The 24,947-nt window shown below is 72.2% G+C and carries 29 protein-coding genes; 23 read left to right on the forward strand and 6 right to left on the reverse strand.

All coding sequences use genetic code 11. From position 1 onward, the window contains the following. Nucleotides 1-149: 149 nt before the first annotated feature. The 6 genes from ACSNOG_RS08705 (at nt 150) to ACSNOG_RS08730 (ending at nt 4,564) form a co-directional block, all read left to right on the forward strand. Nucleotides 150-395 carry a MoaD/ThiS family protein gene (locus ACSNOG_RS08705; protein ID WP_179084776.1) on the forward strand — a complete coding sequence of 82 codons (246 nt, stop codon included), beginning with the start codon at nt 150-152 and terminating at the stop codon, nt 393-395. A gap of 10 nt (nt 396-405) precedes the next feature. After that, nucleotides 406-1,758 (forward strand): hypothetical protein, encoded by a 1,353-nt coding sequence (locus ACSNOG_RS08710; RefSeq protein WP_436751977.1) that lies wholly within the window; start codon nt 406-408, stop codon nt 1,756-1,758. A 97-nt stretch (nt 1,759-1,855) separates the two neighbouring features. Continuing rightward, entirely contained in the window at nt 1,856-2,569 is a 714-nt protein-coding gene (locus tag ACSNOG_RS08715; protein WP_436751978.1) for an LmeA family phospholipid-binding protein, read from the forward strand. A 438-nt stretch (nt 2,570-3,007) separates the two neighbouring features. Further along, nucleotides 3,008-3,850: a sulfurtransferase gene (locus ACSNOG_RS08720; RefSeq protein ID WP_436751979.1), complete on the forward strand. Its 843-nt coding sequence runs from the start codon at nt 3,008-3,010 to the stop codon at nt 3,848-3,850. Nucleotides 3,851-3,902: 52 nt separating this feature from the next. Continuing rightward, entirely contained in the window at nt 3,903-4,190 is a 288-nt protein-coding gene (locus tag ACSNOG_RS08725; RefSeq protein WP_436751980.1) for a DUF1416 domain-containing protein, read from the forward strand. Between the two features lie 116 nt (nt 4,191-4,306). Next, on the forward strand, nt 4,307-4,564 hold the full coding sequence (locus ACSNOG_RS08730) for a DUF3099 domain-containing protein (RefSeq protein WP_436751981.1): 258 nt from the start codon (nt 4,307-4,309) through the stop codon (nt 4,562-4,564). Nucleotides 4,565-4,626: 62 nt separating this feature from the next. Here the strand turns inward: ACSNOG_RS08730 and ACSNOG_RS08735 are convergent, their stop codons facing one another. Next, complete coding sequence (locus ACSNOG_RS08735) at nt 4,627-4,992, reverse strand: DsrE family protein (RefSeq protein ID WP_382040885.1); 366 nt, start codon at nt 4,990-4,992, stop codon at nt 4,627-4,629. Nucleotides 4,993-5,279: 287 nt separating this feature from the next. Here ACSNOG_RS08735 and ACSNOG_RS08740 point away from each other — a divergent pair, with 287 nt between their 5' ends. The 6 genes from ACSNOG_RS08740 to ygfZ all read left to right on the forward strand — a co-directional run bounded on the left by ACSNOG_RS08740 (nt 5,280) and on the right by ygfZ (nt 10,592). Continuing rightward, on the forward strand, nt 5,280-5,876 hold the full coding sequence (locus ACSNOG_RS08740) for an FABP family protein (RefSeq protein WP_436751982.1): 597 nt from the start codon (nt 5,280-5,282) through the stop codon (nt 5,874-5,876). 374 nt (nt 5,877-6,250) lie between these two features. Next, nucleotides 6,251-7,279, forward strand: coding sequence for a FecCD family ABC transporter permease (locus ACSNOG_RS08745; RefSeq protein ID WP_436752011.1), 1,029 nt, complete (start codon nt 6,251-6,253; stop codon nt 7,277-7,279). Next, entirely contained in the window at nt 7,279-8,052 is a 774-nt protein-coding gene (locus tag ACSNOG_RS08750) for an ABC transporter ATP-binding protein (protein WP_436751983.1), read from the forward strand. The genes ACSNOG_RS08745 and ACSNOG_RS08750 overlap by 1 nt, the downstream gene beginning before the upstream one ends. Nucleotides 8,053-8,061: 9 nt before the next feature. After that, nucleotides 8,062-9,129: an ABC transporter substrate-binding protein gene (locus ACSNOG_RS08755; protein WP_436751984.1), complete on the forward strand. Its 1,068-nt coding sequence runs from the start codon at nt 8,062-8,064 to the stop codon at nt 9,127-9,129. Between the two features lie 19 nt (nt 9,130-9,148). Beyond that, nucleotides 9,149-9,598, forward strand: coding sequence for a Fur family transcriptional regulator (locus ACSNOG_RS08760; protein WP_436751985.1), 450 nt, complete (start codon nt 9,149-9,151; stop codon nt 9,596-9,598). A 10-nt stretch (nt 9,599-9,608) separates the two neighbouring features. Then, nucleotides 9,609-10,592 carry a CAF17-like 4Fe-4S cluster assembly/insertion protein YgfZ gene (gene ygfZ / locus ACSNOG_RS08765; protein WP_436751986.1) on the forward strand — a complete coding sequence of 328 codons (984 nt, stop codon included), beginning with the start codon at nt 9,609-9,611 and terminating at the stop codon, nt 10,590-10,592. A 52-nt stretch (nt 10,593-10,644) separates the two neighbouring features. Here ygfZ and dtd read toward each other — a convergent pair whose 3' ends face one another. Then, nucleotides 10,645-11,070 (reverse strand): D-aminoacyl-tRNA deacylase, encoded by a 426-nt coding sequence (gene dtd / locus ACSNOG_RS08770; RefSeq protein ID WP_436751987.1) that lies wholly within the window; start codon nt 11,068-11,070, stop codon nt 10,645-10,647. A 152-nt stretch (nt 11,071-11,222) separates the two neighbouring features. On the opposite strand from dtd, the gene ACSNOG_RS08775 reads away from it, so the two are divergent. From ACSNOG_RS08775 to ACSNOG_RS08785, 3 genes are all read left to right on the forward strand, one after another. Continuing rightward, entirely contained in the window at nt 11,223-11,813 is a 591-nt protein-coding gene (locus ACSNOG_RS08775; protein WP_436751988.1) for an RsiG family protein, read from the forward strand. A gap of 110 nt (nt 11,814-11,923) precedes the next feature. Then, nucleotides 11,924-13,165: a GNAT family N-acetyltransferase gene (locus tag ACSNOG_RS08780; RefSeq protein WP_436751989.1), complete on the forward strand. Its 1,242-nt coding sequence runs from the start codon at nt 11,924-11,926 to the stop codon at nt 13,163-13,165. A gap of 188 nt (nt 13,166-13,353) precedes the next feature. Further along, entirely contained in the window at nt 13,354-13,947 is a 594-nt protein-coding gene (locus tag ACSNOG_RS08785; RefSeq protein WP_436751990.1) for an NADPH-dependent FMN reductase, read from the forward strand. 181 nt (nt 13,948-14,128) lie between these two features. Here the strand turns inward: ACSNOG_RS08785 and ACSNOG_RS08790 are convergent, their stop codons facing one another. Then, nucleotides 14,129-14,917 (reverse strand): SDR family oxidoreductase, encoded by a 789-nt coding sequence (locus tag ACSNOG_RS08790; protein WP_436751991.1) that lies wholly within the window; start codon nt 14,915-14,917, stop codon nt 14,129-14,131. Nucleotides 14,918-15,020: 103 nt separating this feature from the next. Here ACSNOG_RS08790 and sigJ point away from each other — a divergent pair, with 103 nt between their 5' ends. From sigJ to ACSNOG_RS08810, 4 genes are all read left to right on the forward strand, one after another. Further along, the gene (gene sigJ, locus ACSNOG_RS08795; RefSeq protein ID WP_436751992.1) at nt 15,021-15,914 is read left to right on the forward strand and encodes an RNA polymerase sigma factor SigJ; all 894 of its coding nucleotides are present in this window, start codon (nt 15,021-15,023) and stop codon (nt 15,912-15,914) included. 137 nt (nt 15,915-16,051) lie between these two features. Beyond that, nucleotides 16,052-16,429, forward strand: coding sequence for a helix-turn-helix domain-containing protein (locus tag ACSNOG_RS08800; RefSeq protein WP_436751993.1), 378 nt, complete (start codon nt 16,052-16,054; stop codon nt 16,427-16,429). An 18-nt stretch (nt 16,430-16,447) separates the two neighbouring features. Next, nucleotides 16,448-17,062, forward strand: coding sequence for a hypothetical protein (locus tag ACSNOG_RS08805; protein WP_436751994.1), 615 nt, complete (start codon nt 16,448-16,450; stop codon nt 17,060-17,062). Between the two features lie 113 nt (nt 17,063-17,175). Next, a complete protein-coding gene (locus ACSNOG_RS08810) occupies nt 17,176-17,523 on the forward strand; it encodes a DUF2516 family protein (RefSeq protein ID WP_436751995.1) in 348 nt (115 codons plus the stop codon). Here the strand turns inward: ACSNOG_RS08810 and ACSNOG_RS08815 are convergent. From ACSNOG_RS08815 to ACSNOG_RS08825, 3 genes are all read right to left on the reverse strand, one after another. After that, nucleotides 17,432-17,644, reverse strand: a complete 213-nt coding sequence (locus tag ACSNOG_RS08815) for a pentapeptide repeat-containing protein (RefSeq protein ID WP_436752012.1) — start codon at nt 17,642-17,644, stop codon at nt 17,432-17,434. The genes ACSNOG_RS08810 and ACSNOG_RS08815 overlap by 92 nt on opposite strands. Then, on the reverse strand, nt 17,602-18,924 hold the full coding sequence (locus ACSNOG_RS08820; protein ID WP_436752013.1) for a PP2C family protein-serine/threonine phosphatase: 1,323 nt from the start codon (nt 18,922-18,924) through the stop codon (nt 17,602-17,604). The genes ACSNOG_RS08815 and ACSNOG_RS08820 overlap by 43 nt, the downstream gene beginning before the upstream one ends. A 258-nt stretch (nt 18,925-19,182) precedes the next feature. After that, nucleotides 19,183-20,256: an NlpC/P60 family protein gene (locus tag ACSNOG_RS08825; protein WP_436751996.1), complete on the reverse strand. Its 1,074-nt coding sequence runs from the start codon at nt 20,254-20,256 to the stop codon at nt 19,183-19,185. A 354-nt stretch (nt 20,257-20,610) separates the two neighbouring features. On the opposite strand from ACSNOG_RS08825, the gene pstS reads away from it, so the two are divergent. The 4 genes from pstS (at nt 20,611) to pstB (ending at nt 24,816) form a co-directional block, all read left to right on the forward strand. Next, entirely contained in the window at nt 20,611-21,741 is a 1,131-nt protein-coding gene (pstS, locus tag ACSNOG_RS08830; protein WP_436751997.1) for a phosphate ABC transporter substrate-binding protein PstS, read from the forward strand. 109 nt (nt 21,742-21,850) lie between these two features. Then, nucleotides 21,851-22,828, forward strand: coding sequence for a phosphate ABC transporter permease subunit PstC (gene pstC, locus ACSNOG_RS08835; protein ID WP_436751998.1), 978 nt, complete (start codon nt 21,851-21,853; stop codon nt 22,826-22,828). Nucleotides 22,829-22,919: 91 nt separating this feature from the next. Next, nucleotides 22,920-24,005, forward strand: a complete 1,086-nt coding sequence (gene pstA / locus ACSNOG_RS08840; RefSeq protein ID WP_436751999.1) for a phosphate ABC transporter permease PstA — start codon at nt 22,920-22,922, stop codon at nt 24,003-24,005. Nucleotides 24,006-24,036: 31 nt separating this feature from the next. Beyond that, on the forward strand, nt 24,037-24,816 hold the full coding sequence (gene pstB, locus ACSNOG_RS08845) for a phosphate ABC transporter ATP-binding protein PstB (RefSeq protein ID WP_436752000.1): 780 nt from the start codon (nt 24,037-24,039) through the stop codon (nt 24,814-24,816). Nucleotides 24,817-24,947: the final 131 nt, after the last annotated feature.

Here is a 24,947-nt window from a genome sequence, read left to right on the forward strand (position 1 = left end):
CTCCGTATTTACGGGGGCGGGCGGCCCCCCGCCCGGCACCCGTCATCATGGGAGGCGGCAGAAGAAGGAAAGGGGTCGCCGTGGCGACGACAGAACCGGCACAACCGGTGAAACCGGCCCTGCCGGCGCAGCCGGGACCGGTGGGCACCATGCGGTACTGGGCCGCGGCGAAGGCCGCCACCGGTACGGCCGAGGAGCCGTACGCGGCGCGGACGCTCGCGGAGGCGCTGGACGCGGCCCGCCGGCGGCACGCGGGGTCCCCCGAGTTCGCCCGGGTGCTGGCGCGCTGTTCGTTCCTGGTGGACGGCGCCCCGGTCGGCACCCGCGACCACGCATCGGTCCAACTGGCCGAGGGCGGCACCGTCGAGGTGCTCCCGCCCTTCGCAGGAGGGTGACCCCGGCAGCATGAGCAACCAGCCGCACCACACGTACGATCCGCAGGACCCGTACGACCAGTACGACGCCCGCACCCGGCGTTACGACGCGCAGTCCTACGACCAGGGCGGGGCCTACGGCGCGTACGACCAGCAGCAGCACCAGCAGCAGGCCCAGCACCCGCAGCAGGCGCAGCAGCAGCCCCGTCAGCAGGGGCAGGGAGCGTACGGCGAGACGTACGGCTCCTACGACTCCTACGACGCGTACGCGCAGCAGCCCCAGCAGTCCCAGCCCCAGCCGCAGCAGCAGGCCCAGCCGCAGCCGTACCAGTGGCCGACCAACGGCGGCCAGGGCTACGCCGCGCAGCAGGAGGACCCGCCCACGCAGACCTGGCAGACGCCGACGTGGGACACGGGCACGTGGCAGCAGCCGCCCGTCCCCGCCGAGGACCACTCCTACGACGCGTCGTGGCCCGGCAGCCCGCTCCCCCAGCAGCCCGCCGAGCCGTACGCCGGCCGCCGGGCGCTGCCCGAGGAGCGCGCCGGGGCCCTGCCCGTTCCGCACGAGCCGGCCCGAGTGGCGGAGCCGGTGCGCGAGCCCGTGCCGGGCGAGGTGGCCGACCGGCCGATGACGGCCGCGGAGAAGGCCAAGGCCGAGGGCCGTGCGCAGATCCTCTCGCCGGGCCTCAAGCCCGCCCTGGTCACGACGGTGCTCGCCGCGCTGCTGGCGCTGACCGCGCCGCTCGGCCAGTTCGCGCTGGCGGTGCCGCTGGTGCTGCTGCAGGCCGTGACGGCGGCGGGCTGGTTCCGGCTCAACGGCATGTGGCCCGCCCGGCAGGGCATCGCCCTGGCGTTCCTGGGCGGCGTCGCCGCCGACATCGGGATGCTCGCCACGGAGTCCGTGCAGGCGCCGACCGTCGTCATCGGCACGCTGGGCGTGTGGATCCTGCTGGTCATCGTTCTGCAGCTGCGCAGCCACGCCTCGCCGGACGAGCGGCTGTACGGGCTGACGGCGGCCGCCGGATCCTCGGCGCTGACGGTCATCGCGGCCGGTCACCTCGCGGCCTCCTCGGACGCCGTCGTGGTCGGCGCCACGGCCGTGGCCGCGGCCGCGCTGGCCCGGGCGCTGCCGCTGCCGTCCTTCGCGGCGCCCGTCGTGGCGCTGCTCGCGGCCGCGGGTTCGGGCGTCGCCACCGGCGGCCTGACGGACCTGGGCACGTCCGCCGCCCTGCTGGGTCTCGCCGCGGGCGCCTGCGCGCTGATCGGCCTGCGCGTGGCGAGCTACGACTACCCGTCGCGGTTCGTGCACATGACGGCGGGCGTGGCCCTGCCGCTGGCGGCCGCGGCCCCGGCGGTCTACGTGCTCGGCCGCGTCCTGGGCTGATCGCCCGTCCCTCCCTCCGCAGCGGTCCGGTTAGGCTCCTGGCATTGCACGGCCAGTGCAGGGGCCTGACCGAGACCGGGGGAGCTGGAGAGACCGAATGCGCGCGATACGCATAACCCTGATCATCGCGGTGATATTGGGGGCCCTTTTCGTGGGCGCCGACCGCCTTGCGGTGTACTTCGCCGAGGACCAGGCGGCGGAGAAGATCCGCAGCAGCCAGGGGCTGACCGGTACGCCCGAGGTCTCCATCAAGGGCTTTCCCTTCCTGACGCAGATCGCCGACTCCACGCTGGAGGAAGTCGAGGTCAAGCTCGACGGCGCGACGGCGAGTTCGGGCGGGCAGTCGATCCGGGTGTCGGGCTTCGACGCCAAGCTGCAGGACGTCAAGATCGACAGCAGCTTCAGCTCCGCCGTCGCGAGCCGGGCGACGGGCACGGCGCACCTGTCGTACGAGGACCTCAGCAAGGCCACCAACGACCCGACCGTGAAGGTCGGCTTCGGCGGGCAGGGCTCCGCCGGCAAGAGCCAGGTCAAGGTCACCGGCAAGGTGCAGCTCGCGGGGCTGCCCATCGAGCGCAGCGTCGTCTCCACCGTCACGATCGTGAACGGCGACACCGTCCGGGTGCGGGCGGACAAGATGCCCGACGAGGCCCAGGCCTTCCCGGGCCTGGAGCGCGCGATCCGTCAGAAGACGGACTTCGACCGGCGCATCAGCGGTCTGCCGAAGGGCATCAAGCTGGACAAGGTCGTGGCGACGCAGGACGGTGTGGACATCACCCTGACCGGCTCGAACGTCAACCTGGCCGGCTGACGGACGGGCCCTCCGCCCCTTCGGTCCACCCAGCGAGACGCGGTGTCCGGAGGGCAGACTTCCCCGTGACGCGGACCCCGGAGGGGCGGCACGCGACCGCCCCTCGGGCGCACCCCCAGCGCCCCTCCGGTCTTCCTGGTCCCACTATCCGGAAGATCTCGTCTCACTATCCAACACACCGGTGACACGCCAACCCGCCGTCCCTACGATCGTGGGCATGAAGCGACAGGCGGATCTCACGAAGCGGCGGGCAGTCGACCTGTGCCGCGTCGCCGCCATGCTCTGTCGTCATGTCTGACGCGGGAACGTTCCCCCTCTTACCGGGAAGTCGTCCCCGCCTCGTCTCCCATCCCACCCGCTGCGCAGCGCCGCGCGCTGCCCTCGCCGCGTGCCGGCAAGCGTTTGCGCACGTCCGCAACTGCCCCGGAGGAGAAGAACATGAGCCGCAGTGACGTCCTGGTGGACGCCGACTGGGTACAGGCCCGCATCGACGCAGGTGACGCCAAGACCGTCATCGTCGAGGTCGACGAGGACACGTCCGCCTACGACAAGAACCACATCAGGACCGCCGTCCGGATCGACTGGAAGAGCGATCTGCAGGACCCCGTCCGCCGCGACTTCGTGGACCAGGCCGGCTTCGAGGAGCTGCTCTCCTCGAAGGGCATCGCCAACGACGACACCGTCGTCCTCTACGGCGGCAACAACAACTGGTTCGCCGCGTACGCCTACTGGTACTTCAAGCTCTACGGCCACCAGGACGTGAAGCTCCTCGACGGCGGCCGCAAGAAGTGGGAGCTGGACTCCCGCGACCTGGTCGCCGAGGTCCCGCAGCGGCCCCGCACCGCGTACCGCGCCCAGCCGCAGGACTCCTCCATCCGCGCCTTCCGCGACGACGTCGTGGCGGCCATCGGCTCGCTCAACCTGGTCGACGTCCGCTCCCCCGACGAGTTCAGCGGCAAGCTGCTCGCCCCGGCGCACCTCCCGCAGGAGCAGTCGCAGCGCCCCGGCCACGTGCCGACCGCCCGCAACATCCCCTGGTCGAAGTCGGCCAACGACGACGGCACCTTCAAGTCCGACGAGCAGTTGAAGGCGCTCTACGAGGGCGAGGGCGTGGACCTGTCGAAGGACACCATCGCCTACTGCCGGATCGGCGAGCGCTCCGCGCACACCTGGTTCGTGCTGCACGAGCTGCTCGGCCAGCAGAACGTCCGCAACTACGACGGCTCCTGGACCGAGTACGGCTCCCTGGTCGGCGTGCCGATCGAGCTCGGCGCCAACTGACACGACCCGTCTCCCCCTGCAACACAGGCAACAGGACACAGAAGGAACGCTTATGTGTGGAGCAAAGGCCGGCGGCCCCGACGCCTCGACCGCCAAGCCCGGTGAGACCACGATCCAGGGTTCGGTGACCCGGGACGGCGAGCCCGTCACCGGCTACGTGCGCCTGCTGGACGCGACCGGCGAGTTCACCGCCGAGGTGCCCACGTCCGCGACCGGGCAGTTCCGCTTCTACGCGGCGGAAGGCACGTGGACGGTGCGCGCGCTGGTGCCCGGCGCGAGCGCCGACCGCAAGGTCGTCGCCCAGCAGGGCGGGCTGACCGAGGTCGCCATCGCCGTCTGAGCCGCCCGGGCCCTCCGGCGAGGGTCTCCTCAACCGGCCGGGGGCCGCATCCAGGGGTTGGACGCCACACGGATGCGGCCCTTCGCGCCGTGCCCCCACCGCCGTACCGTGGACACATGTACGCGCGGCGCCGCCACCTGTACTTCGCCATGATGGGCACCTGCATCGGGCTGTTCGTCCTGGCGTGGTCCGTCGTGCGCCTGTGGTCCGTGCCCGCGGCGGTGGGCCTGTGCCTGTTCGCCATGGTCATCCCGCCCGTCGCGGCCATCGTCGCCAACCGCCGCGGGCCCGACGACCGCTGGTGGGACGACCCCTCCGGCGATCCGAAGTCGGACGAGTGGTGGGACGAGCTCGACGGCAAGAAGAAGCCGTAGCGGAGCGACGGCTCGGTAGACGGCTCAGCACACGAGCGCCGGCTCACTCCAGGAGCGACGGCTCAGTAGACGAGCGCCTGCACGCCCTCCGCCATCGCCTCCTGGACGAAGACCTGGGCGCCGGCGATGCGCGCGCCCTCGATCAGGTCCTTCTCCTCGATGTCGCGGCGCGCCGCGCACTGCGTGCACACCGTGATCATGCCGCCGCCGACCCGGATGCCCTCGATGAGGTCCGGCAGCGGCGCCGCGTGCGGCAGCTCGAACTCCGCCGCGCGCCCCGGCAGGGCGAACCACGACGACTCGCCCGTCAGCCACAGCGACACCTCGACGCCGCTCGCGACGGCGACGGCCGCCACCGTGAACGCCTGGGAGCACCGCTCGGGCGCGTCCGCGCCCGCCGTCACCTTGATCACCAGCTTCTTGGCCATGGCGGCACTCTAGCCCCGCGGCCGCAAGGCCGGGCGGGCACGATCCACCTCACAGCGCCGTGCGAATCGGGGACGACTAGACTCGTGACCGGTCCGTACACCCGTGACCGGTCCGTACACCCTCACTCCCGACGAGGAGCGCGCTCGTGCTTGAGGCAGTCTTCACCACCCTGCTCGTCCTGGTCGCCGTCGGCGTCGTCGCCTTCGCCGGGCTGACCTGGAAGAAGCTGTACCAGGGCCAGCGCTGACCCGCCCGTTACCCGTCCTCGCACAGATCGTCTGAGCCCATGATCGAGATTCCGTCCGACCTCCACCCGGACCTCGTCCCCCTCGCCTTCCTCCTCGGTAAGTGGGAAGGTGCGGGCGTCGCCGACTTCCCGGGTGCCGAGAAGTGCAACTTCGGGCAGGAGGTCGTCTTCAGCCACGACGGCCGTGACTTCCTGGAGTACACGTCGCACAGCTGGGTGCTCGACGCCGAGGGCAAGATGGTGCGCCCGCTGGAGACCGAGTCCGGCTTCTGGCGGATCGACAAGGACCGCAAGGTCGAGATCGTCATGGTCCGCGACCAGGGCGTCGCCGAGGTCTGGTACGGCGAGCTGGCCGACCAGAAGCCGCAGATCGACCTGGCCACGGACGCCGTCGCGCGGACCGGGGCGTCGGGCCCGTACAGCGGCGGCAAGCGCCTGTACGGCTACGTCAAGGGCGACCTGATGTGGGTCGGCGAGAAGGCCACCCCCGAGGTGCCGCTGCGCCCCTACATGTCGGCGCACCTGAAGAAGATCGCCGACCAGAAGAGCCTCCAGGAGTGGGCCGCGAGCCTGCCCGAGGACGCGCCCGACGGCGTCGCCTTCTACAACCCGGACGGCACGCCCTACACCGGCTGAGCCGCAGGGCCCGCAGGCCCGCAGATCCACAACTTCACAGCGCCCCGTGGGGGAAGTCCGGTCGAATTCCGGCGCTGACCCGCAACGGTGGACGGAAGGCCCTTCGGGGCCTTTTCCGTAAGCCCGATCACCCACGGCGGCGCACGCTCCCCGCACAACTCGCCGTGGACTGCGAGGGGAACCACCCGGGCACACGCACGACCGCCTTTCGCCTCGGGCCGCTCCTCCGTACGTAGGGTCGCGGCCCGAGGCGAAGGCGTACGTACTCCGTGTCCACAGATCTCCCGGCCGCCCGCCCGCAGGGCTCGAACGAACCCGGGTCCGGGCCCGCGCCCGGCGCACCGCCGCCGGGCCGCGCCGCCCCTGCCCGGCGCCTGCCGCTGCCCCCGCTGCTGGCCGCCCTGACCGCGGCCCTGCTGCTCTCGGTCCTCTGCGGCACCGGCTTCGGCGCCGCGGGCGTCACCTGGGGCGAGACGCTGCGCTTCCTGCGGGCGGGATTCACCGGCGGGAGCATCTCCCCCGGCGAGGTCTCCGCCTACACGATCGTGTGGGAGCTGCGCTTCCCGCGCGCCCTGCTGGCCGCCGTCGTCGGCGCGGGGCTCTCCGCCGTCGGCGTGGCCGTGCAGGCCATGGTGCGCAACGCCCTCGCCGACCCCTTCGTGCTGGGCATCTCCTCGGGCGCCGCGATCGGCGCCAACGCCGTGCTGCTCTTCGGCGCGCTGGGCGCCCTGGGCGTCTGGGCGCTGTCGGGGGCGGCGTTCGTCTCGGCGCTCGCCGCGATGGTGCTGGTCTACCTGGCGGCCCGCACCCCGCAGGGCCTGACGCCGCTGCGGCTGGTCCTCACCGGTTCGGCGATGTACTACGGGTTCTCCGCCGTCACCACCCTGATGATCTTCAGTGCGGACCGCGGCGAGGCCTCCCGCTCCGCCATGATGTGGCTGCTCGGCAGCCTCGGCGGGGCCACCTGGGCGTCCGTGCCGATCGCCGCGGCCGTCGTGCTGGCCGGGATCGGCGCCCTGCTGTGGACGGCGCGCAGCCTCAATGCGCTGGCCATGGGCGACGAGACGGCGGCCGCGCTGGGCGTGGACCCCCAGCGGCTGCGGCGCGGCCTGTTCGTCCTGGCCGCGGCCGTCACCGGCGCCGTGGTGGCCGTCAGCGGCGCGATCGGCTTCGTCGGCCTGATGGTCCCGCACGTCACCCGCATGCTCGTGGGAGCCGACCACCGCCGCGTCCTCGCCGTCGCCCCGCTGCTGGGGGCCGTGCTGCTGGTGTGGGTCGACATCGCCTCGCGGCTGCTGCTCGCGCCCGTGGAGCTGCCCGTCGGCGTGATCACCGCCCTCATCGGCGTGCCCTGCTTCGTGCTGCTCATGCGGCGCCGCCGCTACACCTTCGGAGGTGCCTGATGCGGGTCGACATCGAGGACCTGTCGGTCGAGGTCGCGGGCGCCCGGCTGGTGTCGGACGTCGCGCTGCGCGCCGGGAGCGGGCAGTTCGTGGGGCTCGTGGGCCCCAACGGCAGCGGCAAGTCGACCCTGCTGCGCTGCGCCTACCGGGCGCTGCGTCCCACCACGGGCACCGTCCGCCTCGACGGCGACGACTTCCACGCCCTCGGCGCCCGCGAGGGGGCGCGCCGCCTGGCGGCGCTGCCGCAGGAGTCGGCGAGCGAGTTCGACTTCACCGTGGACGAGGTCGTGGCGATGGGCCGGCTGCCGCACCAGAGCTCCGCCGGCCGGGCCACGGCCCGCGACGCCGGGGTGTGCGCGGCGGCGCTGGAGCGCGTGGGCGCGGCCCACCTGGCCGGCCGGAGCTTCCCGACGCTGTCCGGCGGCGAGAAGCAGCGCGTCCTGATCGCCCGCGCCCTGGCCCAGGAGCCGCGGGTGCTGGTCCTGGACGAGCCCACCAACCATCTGGACATCGCCCAGCAGCTGGAGGTGCTGGCGCTCGTGCGGGACGCGGGCCCGACCGTCCTGGCCGCCCTGCACGACCTCGACCTCGCCGCCACGCACTGCGACGTGCTCTACGTCATCCGGGGCGGCCGCATCGTCGCCTCCGGGCCGCCCGACGAGGTGCTGACCGCCGCTCTGCTCGCCGACGTCTTCGGCGTCCGCGCGCACCGCGTGCCGCACCCCGAGACCGGCGCGACGCGCCTGCTCTTCGACCGCCTGCCGACCTCGTAAGGACGCCGCATGATCTCCCGCCCCGCCCGCACCTTCCGTACCTCCCGCACGGCCGGCACCGCCCGCACCGCGCTCGCCCTGTCGGCCGTCCTCGCCCTGGCCACCGGCTGCGGCGCGAAGGTCACCGAGAGCGGCGACGCGCAGAAGACGGACCGGAAAGCGTCCGGCCACCACCCCGTGACGATCGAGAACTGCGGGGTGAGGACGACGTACGACAAGGTGCCCGAGCGCGTGGTCACCAACGACGTCGGCATCGCCGAGATCATGTTCGCGCTCGGCCTGGAGGACCGCATGGCCGGCTACGTGGCCCCGGACTACCGCGCCGACCGCGCGTCGGTGCCGTGGAAGGACGGCTACGAGAAGGTGAAGTGGCTGTCCAAGAAGGAGATCACCAAGGAGCTCGTCCTGGACGCGAAGGCCGACATGGTCTTCGCGGGCTGGAACTACGGCTTCAACGAGGGCAACGGCTTCACCCCCGACGCCCTGAAGAAGCTCGGCGTCGGCTCGTACGTCCTCACCGAGTCCTGCCGCAACGGCGGCGCGGGCAAGGCGCGCGGCGTGATGCCTCCCCTGGAGGCCCTCTACACGGACCTCACCACGCTCGGGAAGGTCTTCGGGGTGGAGGACCGGGCGGCGAAGCTCGTCGCGGACTTCAAGAAGAAGGTCGCCGACGCGCAGGCGACCGTGCCGCAGGACGGCAAGCGGCCCACGGTCTTCCTCTACGACGACGGCCGCGACAAGGCCACCACCTCCGGATCCTTCGCCGGCCCGCACGACATCATCACCAAGGCCGGCGGCGACCACGTGATGAAGGACCTCAAGGACAGCTGGCCCACGGTCGGCTGGGAGACCGTCGTCGAGCGCAACCCCGACGTCATCGTCATCAACAACTACGGCGACGTGACCGCCGAGCAGAAGAAGGCCTTCCTCAAGAGCTACCCGCCGCTCGCGGACGTCTCCGCCGTCAAGAACGACCGGATCTTCGTCCTCGACTACGTCGACCTGGTCGAGAGCCCCCGCAACCCGGCGGCCATCGCCGCACTCGCCCACTACCTGAACGGGGTCCGGAAGGGGTGACGCTGCCTAGACTGGGAGGGTGGTGGACACCGACTGGCAGAGCAACCTCCGTAGGCGCGGGTACCGGCTGACGCCCCAGCGTCAGCTCGTCCTGGAGGCCGTCGACCGGCTGGAGCACGCGACCCCGGACGACATCCTCACCGAGGTGCGGCGCACCGCGGGCGGCGTGAACATCTCCACCGTCTACCGGACCCTGGAGCTGCTGGAGGAGCTGGGCCTGGTCAGCCACGCCCACCTCGGGCACGGCGCCCCCACCTACCACCTCGCCGACCGGCACCACCACATACACCTCGTCTGCCGGGACTGCACGGAGGTCATCGAGGCCGACCTGTCGGTGGCCGCCGCCTTCACGGACAAGCTGCGCAAGGACTTCGGCTTCGAAACGGACATGAAGCACTTCGCGATCTTCGGCCGGTGCGCGGACTGCTCCGCCGGGCGCGCCTCGAAGGAGCCTCCGGCCGCGCCGTAGGCTTGACCGCATGCCGCGTGAATCGAAAGCCAGCCCGCTGCTGTCGCTGCCCGGCGCCGTCGCCGCCGAGGCCCCCGACGAGGGCGTCGCCGCGCACTACGGCGACCTCTTCCGCGAACAGCGCGCGCTCGCCGGCGGGTCCGGTTTCGTCGACCTCTCGCACCGCGGGGTCGTCACCGTCACCGGGCCCGACCGCCTGAGCTGGCTGCACCTCCTGCTCACCCAGCACGTCAGCGCGCTCCCGCCCGGCGAGGCCACCGAGGCGCTGGTGCTCTCCGCCAACGGGCACATCGAGCACGCCCTGTCCCTCGTGGACGACGGCGAGACCACCTGGGCCCACGTCGAGCCGGGCACCCAGGAAGCGCTCCTGGCGTACCTGGAGAGCATGAAGTTCTTCTACCGGGTCGAGGTCGCCGACCGTACGGACGACTTCGCCGTCGTGCACCTGCCCGCGGGTTCGATCGTGGAAGCACCCGAGGGAGTGCAGGCGCGCGAGACGGCGCACGGCCGGGACCTCTTCCTGCCGCGCGCGACGCTGGAGACCTTCGCGGCGGCGCACGGCCCCGCCGCCGGCGTCCTCGCCCACGAGGCGCTGCGCGTGGAGGCGCACCGCCCGCGGCTCGGCCGGGAGACCGACCACCGCACGATCCCGCACGAGCTGGGCCTGATCGGGGTCGCCGTCCACCTGCAGAAGGGCTGCTACCGCGGCCAGGAGACGGTGGCGCGCGTCCACAACCTGGGGAAGCCGCCGCGCCGCCTGGTCTTCCTCCACCTCGACGGCAGCGAGGTGTCCCTGCCGCCGCACGGCGCCCCCGTACGGCTCGCCTCGGACGGCCCCGAGGGCCGCCAGCTGGGCTTCGTGACGACGTCGGCCCGCCACCACGAGCTGGGCCCGATCGCCCTGGCCCTGGTCAAGCGCAACGTCCCGGTGGACGCGCCGCTGCTGGTGGGCGAGAAGACGGCGGCCTCCCAGGAGACCGTGGTCGAGCCGTAACGCCTCCGGCGGGGTTGCGCAGGGCGGCCGGGGCAGAGCCCCGGGAAGCGCCTCAGACCTCGACGATCACCGTGAACGGGCCGTTGTTCGTCAGCGACACCTTCATGTCCGCGCCGAAGCGGCCCGTCTCCACCGTCGCTCCCAGCGCCCGCAGCCGCGCGACGACCTCGTCGACGAGCGGCTCGGCGACCGGGCCCGGCGCCGCCGCGTTCCACGTGGGGCGCCGCCCCTTCCGGGCGTCACCGTAGAGAGTGAACTGGGAGATCACCAGCAGCGGCGCCCCCACGTCCGAACACGACTTCTCCTCTTCGAGGATCCGTACGGACCACAGCTTGCGGGCGAGCTGCTCCGCCTTCTGCGGGGTGTCGTCGTGCGTCACTCCGACGAGGACGCACAGCCCCTGTCCGATGATCTCCCCGACGGTCTCGCCGTCCACGACGACCCGCGCTCCGTCCACCCTCTGCACCACTGCACGCATACGGACCATGATGCCCTGCGTCCATCCAGGTCCGTTCGGGTGCGGAGACCCTGCGCCCGGACCTCACACAGTGGCACGATGCGTGCAGGCGGTGCCTTGTGCGGGCAAACGTGATGCGGTCGCACACCGCCCGAGGGGAACGGAAGACGCGCATGACCACACCCATTGAGGACGGCCCCATGCTCAAGGCAGCGGACAGCCTGCAGCCCCGGCCGCCGAGCCAGCGCTCCGGCCGGCAGGCGGACGTCCCCGGCCGCGCCCTCGGTGAGCTGAGCCTGGTGGAGCTGCGCGCCCTGCGCGGGGACGCCCGGCGCAACGAGGCGGACCTCAGCTACGTGCGGCGGCTGCTCCAGGGCCGCGTCGACATCCTCCGGGCCGAGCTGGCCCGCCGCTCCTCGCCGGGCTCCCCGGTCATGGCCCGCCTGGTCGTGGACCGGCTGTCGGAGATCCTCGCGGACGGCCCCTCGGACCACCGCTCGTCCGCCCGCCACGTGACGGTGGGCACGCCGCACAGCGAGGAGTACCGGCGGCTGGCCGAGGACATGCTGTCGGAGGTCGAGCTGTCGGACCTGGGCGCCCGGACGGACGGCGAGCTGCACGAGGCCATGGGCCGCCTGGCGTCGTACGAGCGGCAGGTGTCGGTGCGGCGCCAGCATCTGCAGCGGACGGCGGACGACTGCAGTGCCGAGATCGCCCGCAGGTACCGCGAGGGGGAAGCGCAGGTGGACGACCTCCTCGCCTGAGGCGGTGCCGCGGTGAGGGGGCCGCGGTGACGGGGCCGCGGTGACGGGGCCGCGCAGGGCCGGGAAAATCCGCGTGCGGCGCTCGCGGGCGGGACCCTAGCGTCGCGGTCATGAGCCTCGACATCCGGACGATCACCGACGCCGACCTGCCGGACTGGGCGCGGGCCCGCCGCGCCGGCTACCTCCTCCCGCCCACCGTGAGCAAGACCGAGCTCGCCTACCGCCGCGAGCTCATGGACCTCGAGCGCGCCCAGGGCGCGTTCGACGGCGGCCGCTGCGTGGCCACGTACCGCAGCTTCGCGCAGCGGCTCAGCGTCCCGGGCGGCGCCTCGGTGACCGCGAACGCCGTCAGCAACGTGAGCGTCTCGGCCACCCACCGCCGCCGCGGCCTGCTCAGCCGCATGACGGACCGCGACCTGCGGCAGGCCAAGGAGCGCGGTGACGCCGCCGCGACGCTGATCGCCGCCGAGTACCCCATCTACGGCCGCTTCGGCTTCGGGCCCGCCGCCTGGGTCACGGAGTGGGAGGTGGACGTGGCCCGCACGGGCCTGGATCCGCGCCACTCGGGCCCGGGGGACGGCGGGCGGGTCGACTACGCGGACGCCGCCGAGGTCCGCGCGCACGGGCCCGCGCTGTACGAGCGGGTACGGGCCGTGCGGCACGGCCTCGTGGACCGTACGGAGCTGTGGTGGCGGCGGAACACCGGTGCGCTGCCGATGGACGACGCCCCGTGGGCCGATCCGTTCTTCGTGCTCCACCGGTCGGCGGAGGGCAGCGTCGACGGGCTGCTGGCCTTCGTGTCCGACGACCGGTGGGAGGCCAAGCTGCCGCACCAGACGGCGACCGTCCTGGACCTCGTCGCGGCCACCCCGGCCGCCGAGCGCGCCCTGTGGCTGTTCCTGCTGTCGGCGGACTGGATCACCCGTGTCCGCACCGGCCACCGCGCGCCGGACGACCTCCTGCCGCTGCTGCTGCCGGACCCGCGGGCCGCGCGCGTGGTCACGCACGCCGACTTCCTGTGGGTGCGGCCGCTGGACGTACCGGAGTTGCTGCGGGCGCGCACCTACGCCGTCCCCGGGTCGCTCGTCCTCGACGTCACCGACCCCTCGGGGCATGCCGGCGGGCGCTTCCTGCTGGAGGCCGGCCCCGGCGGCGCCTCGTGCGCACCCACGCGCCGGACGGCCGATCTCATCCTGTCCGTCGCGGAGTTGGGGAGCCTGGTGCTCGGCGACGAGTCGGCCGTGCGGCTCGCGGCCCTGGGCCGGGTGGACGAGGAGCGCCCCGGCGCCCTGGGCCGCGCGGACGCCCTGCTCAGGACGGGTCGACGGGCGTGGTGCGCCGACGTCTTCTGAGGCGCTGACGGGCGGCGGGGGCGGGGTTCCGGGGCGCGGAAAAGTGACATTCAATTTCGCCACTTTCCCGGCAAACCCCCCAGCCTGGTCAACCACCCTTGACCTCAACCGGACTTGAGATTCCAGACTTCTGGTCAACGGCTCACGGGCCGCCACTCACCCGCCCGCTTCTCCCAGAAGGGCCCATCGTGTCCGAGAGCAGCTACCGACTCGCCGTCATCGTCGGATCCACCCGCGACGGGCGCTTCGGCCCCACCGTCGCCAAGTGGTTCGCCGAGCAGGTCGCCCGGCACGGTGACATCGAGGTCGACCTCGTCGACCTCGGCCTGCACCCCCTGCCGATGCGGCTCAGCTCCGAGCCCACCGCGGAGGACACCGCCGCGCTCGCCGAGGTGACGCCGCGCCTGGAGCAGGCCGACGCGTTCGTCGTCCTGACGCCCGAGTACAACCACAGCTACCCGGCGTCCCTGAAGAACCTCATCGACTGGCACTACACCCAGTGGCAGGCCAAGCCCGTCGGCTTCGTCTCGTACGGCGGCCTCTCCGGCGGTCTGCGCGCGGTCGAGCACCTGCGCCCGGTCTTCACCGAGCTGCACGCCGTCCCCATCCGCGAGCAGGTCAGCTTCCACAACCCCTGGGGCAAGCTCGACGACGACGGCCGCCACCTGGACGCGGAGGCCGGCGAGCAGGCCGCCGGCGCGGCGAAGGTCCTGATCGACCAGCTGACCTGGTGGGCCCTGTCGCTGCGCGAGGCGCGCGCCGCCCGCCCGTACGGCGCCTGACCGGACGACCGGTCCGCCGACGCCCCGGCGGACCCGTCCGAGCAGCGCACCCGAACTCCTGCCCCCGGCCCTACCCCCGTTGGGGCCGGTGGCAGGCACATCGTGCCGAGCGGGCAACGCCTCATCACCCTCCTCCGACCAAGGGGCCGTCAGATACCCCCGGACGGGGTTGATTTGGCGATCACTTCCGGCCCGCGCGCGCCGCGCCCACCCGCTCGGCCAGGAACTCCTCCCAGGTGCGCTCGCCCACGAGGGCCCCTTCGAGCGTCAGGTTCTCACCGGCCCGGTAGGCGCGGCCCGTCTTTCCCGGCATCCGCACCGGCAGCGTCAGCCGGCTCCTGCCCTGCGCCTTGAGGTAGCCGAGGGCCAGCTCGGCCAGCCCGTACAGCTTCGGCCCGGTCAGGTCGGGCACCCGCCCGGCCGGCTCGCCGAGCGCCAGCTCCACGAGACGCGCGGCGACCTCCCGCGCGTCGACGGGCTGCCACAGCAGCCCGCCCGGGGCCGGTACGACCGGCAGCTTCGCCATCGACTGCGCCACCTTCAGGGCCAGGTCATGGAACTGGGCGGCCCGCAGCGTCGTCCACGGCAGGCCCGACTCGGCGACGGCCCGCTCCGCGCCCAACTTGGCGCGGAAGTAACCGAGCGGGAGCCGGTCGGCCCCGATGACCGAGATGTAGACCAGGTGCCGCACCCCGGCGCGCTGCGCGGCCCGCACCAGGTTCCGGGTGGCCTCGTCGTCGCCCTTGGGGCCGCCCGCCAGGTGCAGGACGGTTTCGGCGCCGGCCACGGCGGCCTCGATCCCCTCGTCCTTGAGCAGGTCCCCGGCCACGTACTCGACGCCCTCCCCGGCCGGGCGGGCGGTGCGGGTGAGCACGCGGACGGTGCGGCCGGCCTCCCGCAGGAGGGGGACGACGTGGCTCCCGAGGGTGCCCGTGCCGCCGGTGACCAGGATGGTGGGCGTCGCGGTCATGGCTTCTCCAAGTTCGTTCCGGGCCGGGAGTTGATCTTCCGGTCGCCTCGCTGTTTCGTGTGCCTCTGCTGCCATGACCCGCCGCGACGAAGGAATGTGACACGTGGACGCCAACGATCTCCTGAAGGAACGCACGGAGCGGTTCGAGGAGCACAGGAGCCATCTGCGCGCGGTGGCCTACCGGATGCTCGGCTCCGTGAGCGAGGCGGACGACGCCGTCCAGGAGACCTGGCTGCGCTACGGCCGCACCGACACCTCCGGCGTCGAGAACCTCGGCGGCTGGCTGACCACGGTGGCGGGGCGCGTGTGCCTGAACATGCTGCGCTCGCGCGAGGCGCGCCGCGAGGACCCGCTCGAGGTCCACGTGCCCGAGCCGCTCATCAGCCACGAGTCCGGCGTCGACCCCGAGCAGAAGGCGCTGCTGGCCGACTCGGTCGGGCTGGCGATGCTCGTCGTGCTCGCCTCCCTGGGGCCGGCCGAGCGCGTCGCGTTCGTGCTGCACGACATGTTCGCCGTGCCCTTCGACGAGATCGCCCCGATGATCGAACGGACCACGGCCGCGACACGGCAGCTCGCGTGCCGTGCCCGGCGCCGGGTGCAGAGCCGGACGACGCCGCCCGAGCCCGACCTCGCGCGGCAGCGCGAAGCCGTCGACGCCTTCTTCGCCGCCGCCCACCAGGGCGACTTCGAGGCGCTCGTCGCCATGCTCGACCCCGACGTCGTCCTGCGCGCCGACGGCGGCGCCGCCCGCGCCCACCACACCGTCACGCTCTCCGGCGCCCGGAACGTGGCCGCCCGGGCCGCCTCGTTCAGCAGCCTCTCCCCGTTCGCCCGGCCGGCCCTGGTCAACGGAACCGCTGGCGTCGTGGTCATCGCGAAGGGCAACCCGCTGTCGGTCATGGCCTTCACCGTCACGGACGGCAGGATCACCACCATCGACGTCCTCTCCGACCCCGACCGCCTGCGCCGCCTGGACCTCACGGCCCTGGACCGCTGACACCGCGCCGCGACGAACCGCTCACCACCCACCCGGCCGGGGACGCCGTCCTCCGCAAGGAGGACGGCCCCTGACGTAGCCCTAACTTTTGCAAGCAGCTGCTTGCAAAAGTTAGCAGCGTGGGGCAGCCTGGGGACATGGCATCACTCAACGTCGGCAATCTCGGCGGGTATCTGCGCGAGCAGCGGCGCAATGCGCAGCTCACCTTGCGGCAGCTCGCCGATGCCGCCGGGGTGTCCAACCCGTATCTCAGCCAGATCGAGCGCGGCCTGCGCAAGCCGAGCGCCGAGATCCTGCAGCAGCTCGCCAAGGCGCTGCGGATCTCCGCCGAGACCTTGTACGTGCAGGCCGGGATCCTCGACGAGCGGGACCGGGACGAGGCGGAGGTCCGCAGTGTGATCCTCGCCGACCCCTCGATCAACGAGCAGCAGAAACAGGTGCTGCTCCAGATCTACGAGTCCTTCCGCAAGGAGAACGGGCTCGCGACGGACGACGCCAGCAAACCTTCCAGCTGATCCGGGAGATCCTTCGCCATGGCCATTACCAAGCAGGACGTCCTCACCGCCGCCACCGACACGGCCTACGCCGCCGCGGGTGCCGCCGACATTGCGGCGGAGAAGGTGGGGCAGTTCATCACCGAGGCGCCCGAGCGCTTCGAGAAGCTGAAGAAGACCGACCCCAAGGCCGTGGGCGAGCGCGCGAAGCAGCAGGCCAAGGAGGCCCAGGCCACGCTGACCGCGAAGTTCAACGAGGTCGTCGGCTCGCTCGACACGGACGTGAAGAACCTGAGCCAGACCGCCCAGGACCTGGCGCTCAAGGGCGTCGGCCAGGCCGTCGGCTATGCGGCAGTGGCGGGTGAGCAGTTCGAGAAGCTGACCGAGCGCGGCCGGGTGGCCGTGAAGCAGTGGCGCGGCGAGGCCGCGGACGAGTTCCAGGACATCGCCGTGGCCATCGAGCCGGAGCCGGAGCCGGCCAAGCCCGCGGCCGAGGACAAGGCCGCCGAAGAGAAGGCCACGGAGGACAAGGCCGCGGAGGACAAGCCCGCCGAGGCCTCCGAGGACGCCGGCGACAAGCCCGCCGCCGCCCGCAAGGCCCCGGCCAAGAAGACGGCCGCCGCGAAGAAGACCGAGCCCAAGACCGGCGAGTAGCCGGCCCGCGGCAGCGGTCCCCGTACGGTCCGGGCACATTTCGCGTGCCCGGGCCGTTCTCCGGGTACGGTGGCGGACAGGACGCACCGAACGAGACGGGCAAGGTGAGCGACGTGCTTCTGCAAGCCTTCGGCGAAGTCATGTACTGGGTGTCGATCGGCCTGCTCGTCTTCAGCCTGTTCGCGTTCGTCAACGCCGCCGTCCACCGCGAGGACGCCTACCGCGCGGCGGACAAGCAGTCCAAGCCCTTCTGGCTGATCATCCTCGGCCTGGCCGTCGCCGTGAACCTGTTCATGGGGATCATGAGCTTCCTGCCGGTCCTCGGCCTGATCGCCACGATCGTCTACGTCGTGGACGTCCGCCCGGCGCTCAAGCAGGTCTCGGGCGGCCGCGGCCCGCGCCGCCGCGGCGGCGGCTCCAGCTCCGACGGCCCCTACGGTCCGTACAACGGCCGTCGCTGACCGCCCGGGGCGCAGCGCTCAGGTCCGCGGCGCTCAGGTCCGCGGCGCTCAGGTCCGCGGCGCTCAGGTCCGCGGCGCTCAGGTCCGCACCGGCGGTGCGGACGCCCGTCCCGCGGGCCAGTGGGGCCGCTCGCCCTCCGCGGGAGCGCGGGTGCCCCGGTCGAGCAGGAGCACCGCGAGGTCGTCGGTCAGCTCCCCGCCGTTGAGGTCCTGCACCTCGGCGACCGCCGCGTCCAGGAGCTCCTCGCCGCGCAGCCCTTCCGCGAGCCGGCGGCCGATCAGCTCGACCATGCCCTCCTGGCCCAGGCGCCGCGTCCCGGCCCCGACCCTGCCCTCGATCAGGCCGTCGGTGTACATCAGCAGGCTCCACAGGCCGCCCAGTTCGACCTGGCGGCGCGGCCAGCGGGCGCGCCGGAGCAGGCCGAGCGCCGGGCCGCCGTCCTCCTGCGGCAGCAGGTGCGGGGCCGCGCCGGGGCGTACGAGCAGCGGGGCGGGGTGGCCGGCGAGGCTGAGGCCCGCCCGGCGCCCGTCCGCCGATATGTCGACGGCGCACAGCGTCGCGAAGGTCTCGTCGTCCGCGCGCTCGTGCTCCAGGACCTGCTGGAGGGTGGCGAGGAGCTCGTCGCCGCAGAGCCCGGCGAAGGTCAGCGCCCGCCAGGCGATGCGCAGTTCGACGCCGAGGGCGGCCTCGTCGGGGCCGTGGCCGCTGACGTCGCCGATCATCGCGTGGACGGTGCCGTCGGGCGTGCGGACCATGTCGTAGAAGTCGCCGCCGAGCAGGGCGCGGCTGCGGCCGGGCCGGTAGCGGGCGGCGAAGCGCAGGCCGGAGCCGGCGAGCAGCGGGGTGGGCAGCAGGCCGCGCTCGAGGCGGGCGTTCTCCTGGGCGCGCAGCCGGGACTCGGTGAGCTGCCGCTGGGCGACGTCGGCGCGCTTGCGCTCGACGGCGTAGCGGATGGCCCGGCCGAGGACGCGCCCGTCGAGCTCGTCGCGCGAGAGGTAGTCCTGGGCGCCGACGCGCACGGCCTCGGCGGCGCGGTCGGTGTCGGTCTCGGCGGTCAGGGCGAGCACGGCGTGGTCCGGGGCGAGCTCGAGCACCCGGCGCAGGGTGTCCAGCTCGTCGGGGCGGCCGGGCACGCCGCCGGAGGGGCCGCCCGCGGCCGCTCCGGCGTCGGCGAGGTCGAGGAGGATGCAGTGGACGTCGTCGGTGAGGAGCCGCTCGGCCTCGGTGAGGTTGCGGGCGGTGCGGATGCGGACCGGCTTGCCCTCGGCCCCCGACATCTCGGTGATGTCCGGCATCGACAGCGGCCCGGCGGGGTCGCCTTCGATCACCAGGAGGTTCAGCCCGGCGTCGGGTGCCGGTGCGGCAGCCTGCTCCGGGGCCCTCGGCGCGGGTACGGACATGGTCACGGTTTCCTTCCTCCCCCGGCGACCGCCGGAGGTGCCTCCGCCCCCCTGAAGGCATGGCGCCCCGCCGCCCGGCGGGTACCGAACGCGACCATAGCGGCAGGGCACTGCCCAACGGAATGGAGCGGAGCCACTCGCCGCTGTCATATGCCCCAGCCAGGGCGGCTTTTGGTGCGTGCGGGGAGGGACGGGCGATGACAAACATCACCCCGCCGGGGGGCGCTCCACGCGACGCGCGTCACACGCGGGCGGGCGCTATCCGGGCCGTACGACCCCCAGCACGGGCATGGACCCGGCGCCCGCGACCGTCACCTGCCGGCCCGGCCGCGGCGCGTGCACGATCGCCCCGTCGCCGACGTACATCCCCACGTGGCTCGCGTCGGCGAAGTAGATGATCAGGTCGCCGGGGCGCATGTCCTTCAGGTCCACCTTCGGCAGCTGCCGCCACTGGTCCTGCGAGGTGCGCGGGATCGGGCGGCCGGCGGCCGCCCACGCCTTGAGGGTGAGCCCGGAGCAGTCGTAGGTGTCCGGCCCCTCGGCGCCCCAGACGTAGTTCTTGCCGATCTGGGCCGTGGCGAACTCGACCGCGCGCTTGCCGTCGCCCGTGGCCGCGCCCGAGCCCTTGAGGGCGGCGCCCTTGACCGCGTCCGAGGCGAGCCACTTCTGCTGGGCCTGGCGGGCCCGCTCCTCCTCCAGCAGCCGCAGCCGCTCCTTCTCCTTCGCCTCCAGCTTCGACTCCAGCTCCTTGGCGGCCGCGAGCTTCGCCTCGATCTCCTTCTTCGCGCCCTCCTTCTTGCGGCGCTCGCCGTCGAGGGTCTTCCAGCGCTCGCCGGCGGCCTTGGCGTAGCCGTCGAGGGTCTTCTGGACCGCGGCGACCTCGGTGATCAGGCCGCGCGTGGCGGCCTGCCCCTTGTGCGTGAGGGCCACGCCGTCGAAGAAGCCCTCGGGGGAGCCGGAGAGCAGGAGCCGGACCTGGGGCGGGAGGGTGCCGTCGCGGTACTGGGCGCGGGCCAGGGAGCCGGCCTGGTTCTTCAGGCGGTTCATCCGTTCCTGGGCCTCGGCCGCGGACTTCGCGATCTCGGTGATCGACTTCTCCTGGCGGCGCTGGGCCTCGCCGGCCGCGTTGTAGGCGTCGGTGGCGGCCTCCGCCTGGCGGTAGAGGCCCTCGACCTCCTTGTGGACGTCCTCCAGAGTGCGCGGCGGCTTCGGTTCCGCGTAGGCCGTGCCGGGCATGGTCGCCACCACCCCGGCCACGGCCAGGACGCATATGAGTGCGGTCACCGAGATCACGCGCTTGCCTCCGCAGCCCTCGTCTCTGCCGACCGCCATGCTCCCAGTGTTCGCCGTGCCCGCACTCCAGCCGTTCCGCCCCACAGGCCACCTCCGCGGCTACCGCCCCCACGTCTGACATACCGTCACGCGAGGAAGGGATGCTGCCATGACCTCCCTCAAACCGACAGAGATCTGCGTCACACTCGCGAAGATCGGCGGAATGGGGTCGTTTCAAGATCCCTTGGAGGGCCACCACCCTGACGGATGAGGTTCACCCTCCGTTCACCCTGCCCCATCGACCGCTTCACCTGATCTGCCTAATTTCGCCAATGAGGGTGCGGGCAGGAACGCCCGCGCCGATCACCTCTCGCACGCCGCCCGAGCGGCGGCTCCCGGAAGGAACACCCGAAAGTGAAGCTTCAGCGCAAGAACCGGCTCCGCGCCGTCGCTCTCGGCGCCATCGCCGTCTCCGGTGCCCTGGTCCTCACGGCGTGCGGCTCCGACGACAACAGCGGTGGCGGTTCCACCGGTGGCGGCTCCACCAAGGCCGCGGGCAACATCAAGTGCGACGGCAAGGGCCAGCTCCTGGCCTCGGGCTCGTCCGCGCAGAAGAACGCCATGGACCTGTGGGTCAAGAACTTCACGGCGGCCTGCAAGGACATCCAGATCAACTACAAGCCCACCGGTTCGGGCGCGGGCATCCAGGAGTTCCTCCAGGGCAAGACCGCCTTCGCGGGCTCCGACTCGGCGCTCAAGCCGGAGGAGGTCGCCAAGTCCAAGGAGGTCGTCAAGGGCGGTCAGGGCATCAACCTGCCCCTGCTCGGCGGCCCGATCGCGGTGGGCTACAAGGTGCCCGGCGTGGACAACCTGGTCCTGGACGCCGACACCCTCGCCAAGATCTTCGACTCGAAGATCGAGAAGTGGAACGACGAGGCGATCAAGAAGCTCAACCCGGACGCCAAGCTCCCGGACCTCAAGATCCAGGCGTTCCACCGCTCGGACGAGTCGGGCACCACCGACAACTTCACCAAGTACCTCAAGGCCGCCGCCGACAAGTCCTGGCCGTACGAACCCGCCAAGGCCTGGAAGGCCAAGGGCGGCCAGGCGGCCGACGGCTCCGCCGGCGTCTCCTCGCAGGTCAAGCAGACCGACGGCGCGATCTCCTACTTCGAGCTGTCCTACGCCACGGCCAACTCGATCAAGACGGTGAAGCTCAACACCGGCGCCTCCGCCCCGGTCGAGGCCACCTCCGACAACGCCTCCAAGGCCATCGCCGAGGCGAAGATCGCCGGCTCCGGCAAGGACCTCGCCCTCAAGCTCAACTACACCACCAAGGCCGAGGGCGCCTACCCGATCACCCTGGTCACGTACGAGATCGTCGGCGACCGGGGCAACAAGGCGGAGACCCTCCCCGCGGTCAAGTCCTTCCTGACCTACATCGCGAGCGCGGACGGCCAGTCGGTCCTGAAGGACATGGGCTACGCCCCGCTGCCCGCCGAGATCGCCACCAAGGTCCGCGAGACGGTCGCGAGCCTCTCCTGACCCGGGCGCGACCGGGTTCCGCCGCCGGAGCCCGGTCGCACCATCCGGTGCACCGCCGCACCAGGGCCGCCTCCCCGCCGGCAGGCGGCCCCGCAGACCGGAGAACCCCATGGACATAACCCCAGCCACCACAGCCGGACCGCAGCCTCCCCCGGACAAGGAGCGGCCGTCGGCCGCCACCCGCCCGGGCGACCGGATCTTCCTCGGCCTCTCCCGCGGCTCCGGCCTCCTGCTCCTGGTGATCATGGCCGCCATCGCGGCCTTCCTCACCGTCCGGGCCACCAACGCCCTCAGCCACAACGAAGGCAACTTCTTCACCACCTTCGAGTGGAGCGCCAACGCCACACCGCCGGCCTTCGGCATCGGCGTCCTGGCCTTCGGCACCATCGTCAGCTCGCTGATCGCGATGCTCATCGCGGTGCCCGTCGCCATCGGCGTCGCGCTGTTCATCTCGCACTACGCCCCGCGCCGGCTCGCCGCCCCGCTCTCGTACGTGATCGACCTGCTGGCCGCCGTGCCGTCCATCGTCTACGGCCTGTGGGGCGCCCTCTTCCTGGTGCCGCACCTGGGCGGGCTCTACAGCTGGATGAACGACTACCTCGGCTGGACCGGCATCTTCGAGTACCACGACGGCGCGGCCCGCTCCCTGTTCACCATCGGCATCCTGCTGGCGATCATGATCCTGCCGATCGTCACCAGCGTCAGCCGCGAGGTCTTCCTGCAGGCCCCGAAGATGCACGAGGAGGCCGCGCTCGCGCTCGGCGCCACCCGCTGGGAAGTCATCCGGATGTCCGTCCTGCCCTTCGGCCGCTCCGGAGTCATCAGCGCCTCGATGCTGGGCCTCGGCCGTGCCCTCGGCGAGACGATGGCCGTCGCCACGGTCCTCTCCCCCAGCTTCGTCATCGGCACGAGCCTGCTGGACCCGGGCGGCGGCACGTTCGCGCAGAACATCGCGAGCAGCTTCAAGGAGTCCGGTGAGATCGGCAAGGACGCCCTGATCGCCTCCGGCCTCGTCCTCTTCGTCCTGACCCTGCTGGTCAACGGCGCAGCTCGCTTGATCATCGCGCGTCGCAAGGAGTACTCGTGAGCGTCGCACGCACGGCCGCCGGGCCGCAGACGACATTGATGGGCGCACCTCTGCGCCGGGCGGGCGGAGAAGCGAACCAAAGGAGCGGGGCATGAGCGACGTGACCATCGACCAGCCGCTGGTCGCCGACAAGGCCCCGCAGCCGCGCCCGGTCTCCCTGCACCAGCCGCGCCTGCCGCGCTGGACCCCGGCCGCCGTCGCCGCCGGCACGATCGCCGCGGGCTGCGGCATCGGCCTCGGCGCCGAGCTGAGCAGCCGGATCCAGTGGGGCCTGATAGCCGCCGGCCTCTTCGTCCTCGTGATGTACGCGCTCGCGGCCCGCGTCGAGGGCCGCCGGCAGGCCAAGGACCGCCTGGCCACCAGCCTCGTCTGGGTGTGCTTCCTGCTCGCCGTCGTGCCGCTGGTCTCCCTGGTCCTGGAGACCGTCGCCCGCGGCGCGAAGGTCCTCGACGGCAACTTCCTCACGCACTCCATGGCCGGGGTGCTCACCATCCAGCCGGGTGGCGGCGTCTACCACGCGATCATCGGCACCCTGGAGCAGGTGGGCATCGCCACGGCCATCGCGGCCCCGGTCGGCCTGCTGACGGCGATCTACCTGGTCGAGTACGGCCGGGGCCGGCTGGCCAAGGCGGTGACGTTCTTCGTGGACGTCATGACGGGCATCCCGTCGATCGTCGCGGGTCTGTTCGTCCTGAGCTTCTGGATCCTCATGCTCGACTTCGGCTACTCCGGCTTCGCCGGGTCGATGGCCCTGGCGATCCTGATGATGCCGGTCGTGGTCCGCTCGACCGAGGAGATGCTCAAGCTCGTCCCCAACGAGCTGCGCGAGGCCTCGCTGGCGCTGGGCGTGCCCAAGTGGCGCACGATCCTCAAGGTCGTGCTGCCCACCGCGATCGGCGGCATCGCCACCGGCGTCACGCTGGCCATCGCCCGCATCGCCGGCGAGTCCGCCCCGATCGTCCTCCTGGTCTTCGGTTCCCAGGTGATCAACAACAACCCCTTCGAAGGCGCGCAGTCCTCCCTGCCGTACTACATCTACGAGCAGTGGGCGGCCGGCAACGACGCCAGCTACGACCGCGCCTGGGCGGCCGCGCTCGTCCTCATCGCCTTCGTCATGATCCTCAACCTGGTGGCCCGCGGCATCGCCCGCTGGAAGGCCCCCAAGACCGGCCGCTGACGCGGTTTCCCCGAAAGAAGTAGTGATCCCCATGGCCAAGCGAATCGACGTCAGCGGCCTCTCCGCGTACTACGGCACCCACAAGGCCATCGACGACATCTCGATGACCGTCGAGCCCCGCTCCGTGACCGCCTTCATCGGCCCCTCCGGCTGCGGCAAGTCCACCTTCCTGCGCACGCTGAACCGCATGCACGAGGTCACCCCGGGCGGCCGGGTCGAGGGCAAGGTGATGCTGGACGACGAGAACCTCTACGGCGCGGGCGTCGACCCGGTCTCCGTGCGCCGCACGGTCGGCATGGTCTTCCAGCGGCCGAACCCCTTCCCGACCATGTCGATCTACGAGAACGTGGCGGCGGGCATCCGGCTCAACGGCGGGCGCGTGCGCAAGTCCGAGCTGGACGCGGTGGTCGAGAAGTCCCTGCAGGGCGCGAACCTCTGGAAGGAGGTCAAGGACCGGCTGAACAAGCCGGGAGCGGGCCTCTCCGGCGGTCAGCAGCAGCGGCTGTGCATAGCCCGGGCCATCGCGGTGGAACCGCAGGTCCTGCTGATGGACGAGCCCTGCTCGGCGCTCGACCCGATCTCGACGCTGGCGATCGAGGATCTGATCGGGGAGCTGAAGGAGCGCTTCACGATCGTGATCGTCACGCACAACATGCAGCAGGCCGCGCGTGTCTCGGACCGCACGGCGTTCTTCAACCTGGCGGGCGTGGGTCAGCCGGGCAAGCTGGTCGAGATCGACGAGACGGCGCGGATCTTCTCCAACCCCTCCGTCCAGGCCACGGAGGACTACATCTCGGGCCGGTTCGGCTAGGCCGCCTCCTCCTGAGCCGTCTCCCCCTGAGCCGCCTCCCCCTGAGCCGCCTTACGGCGCTGCATGGCGGTGCCGCCGCAAGGCGAAGGGCCCGCCCCCTGTTCGTACCAGGGGGCGGGCCCGTCCGCGTT

This window comes from Streptomyces sp. URMC 124 (assembly GCF_051386455.1).
Taxonomy (GTDB): domain Bacteria; phylum Actinomycetota; class Actinomycetes; order Streptomycetales; family Streptomycetaceae; genus Streptomyces.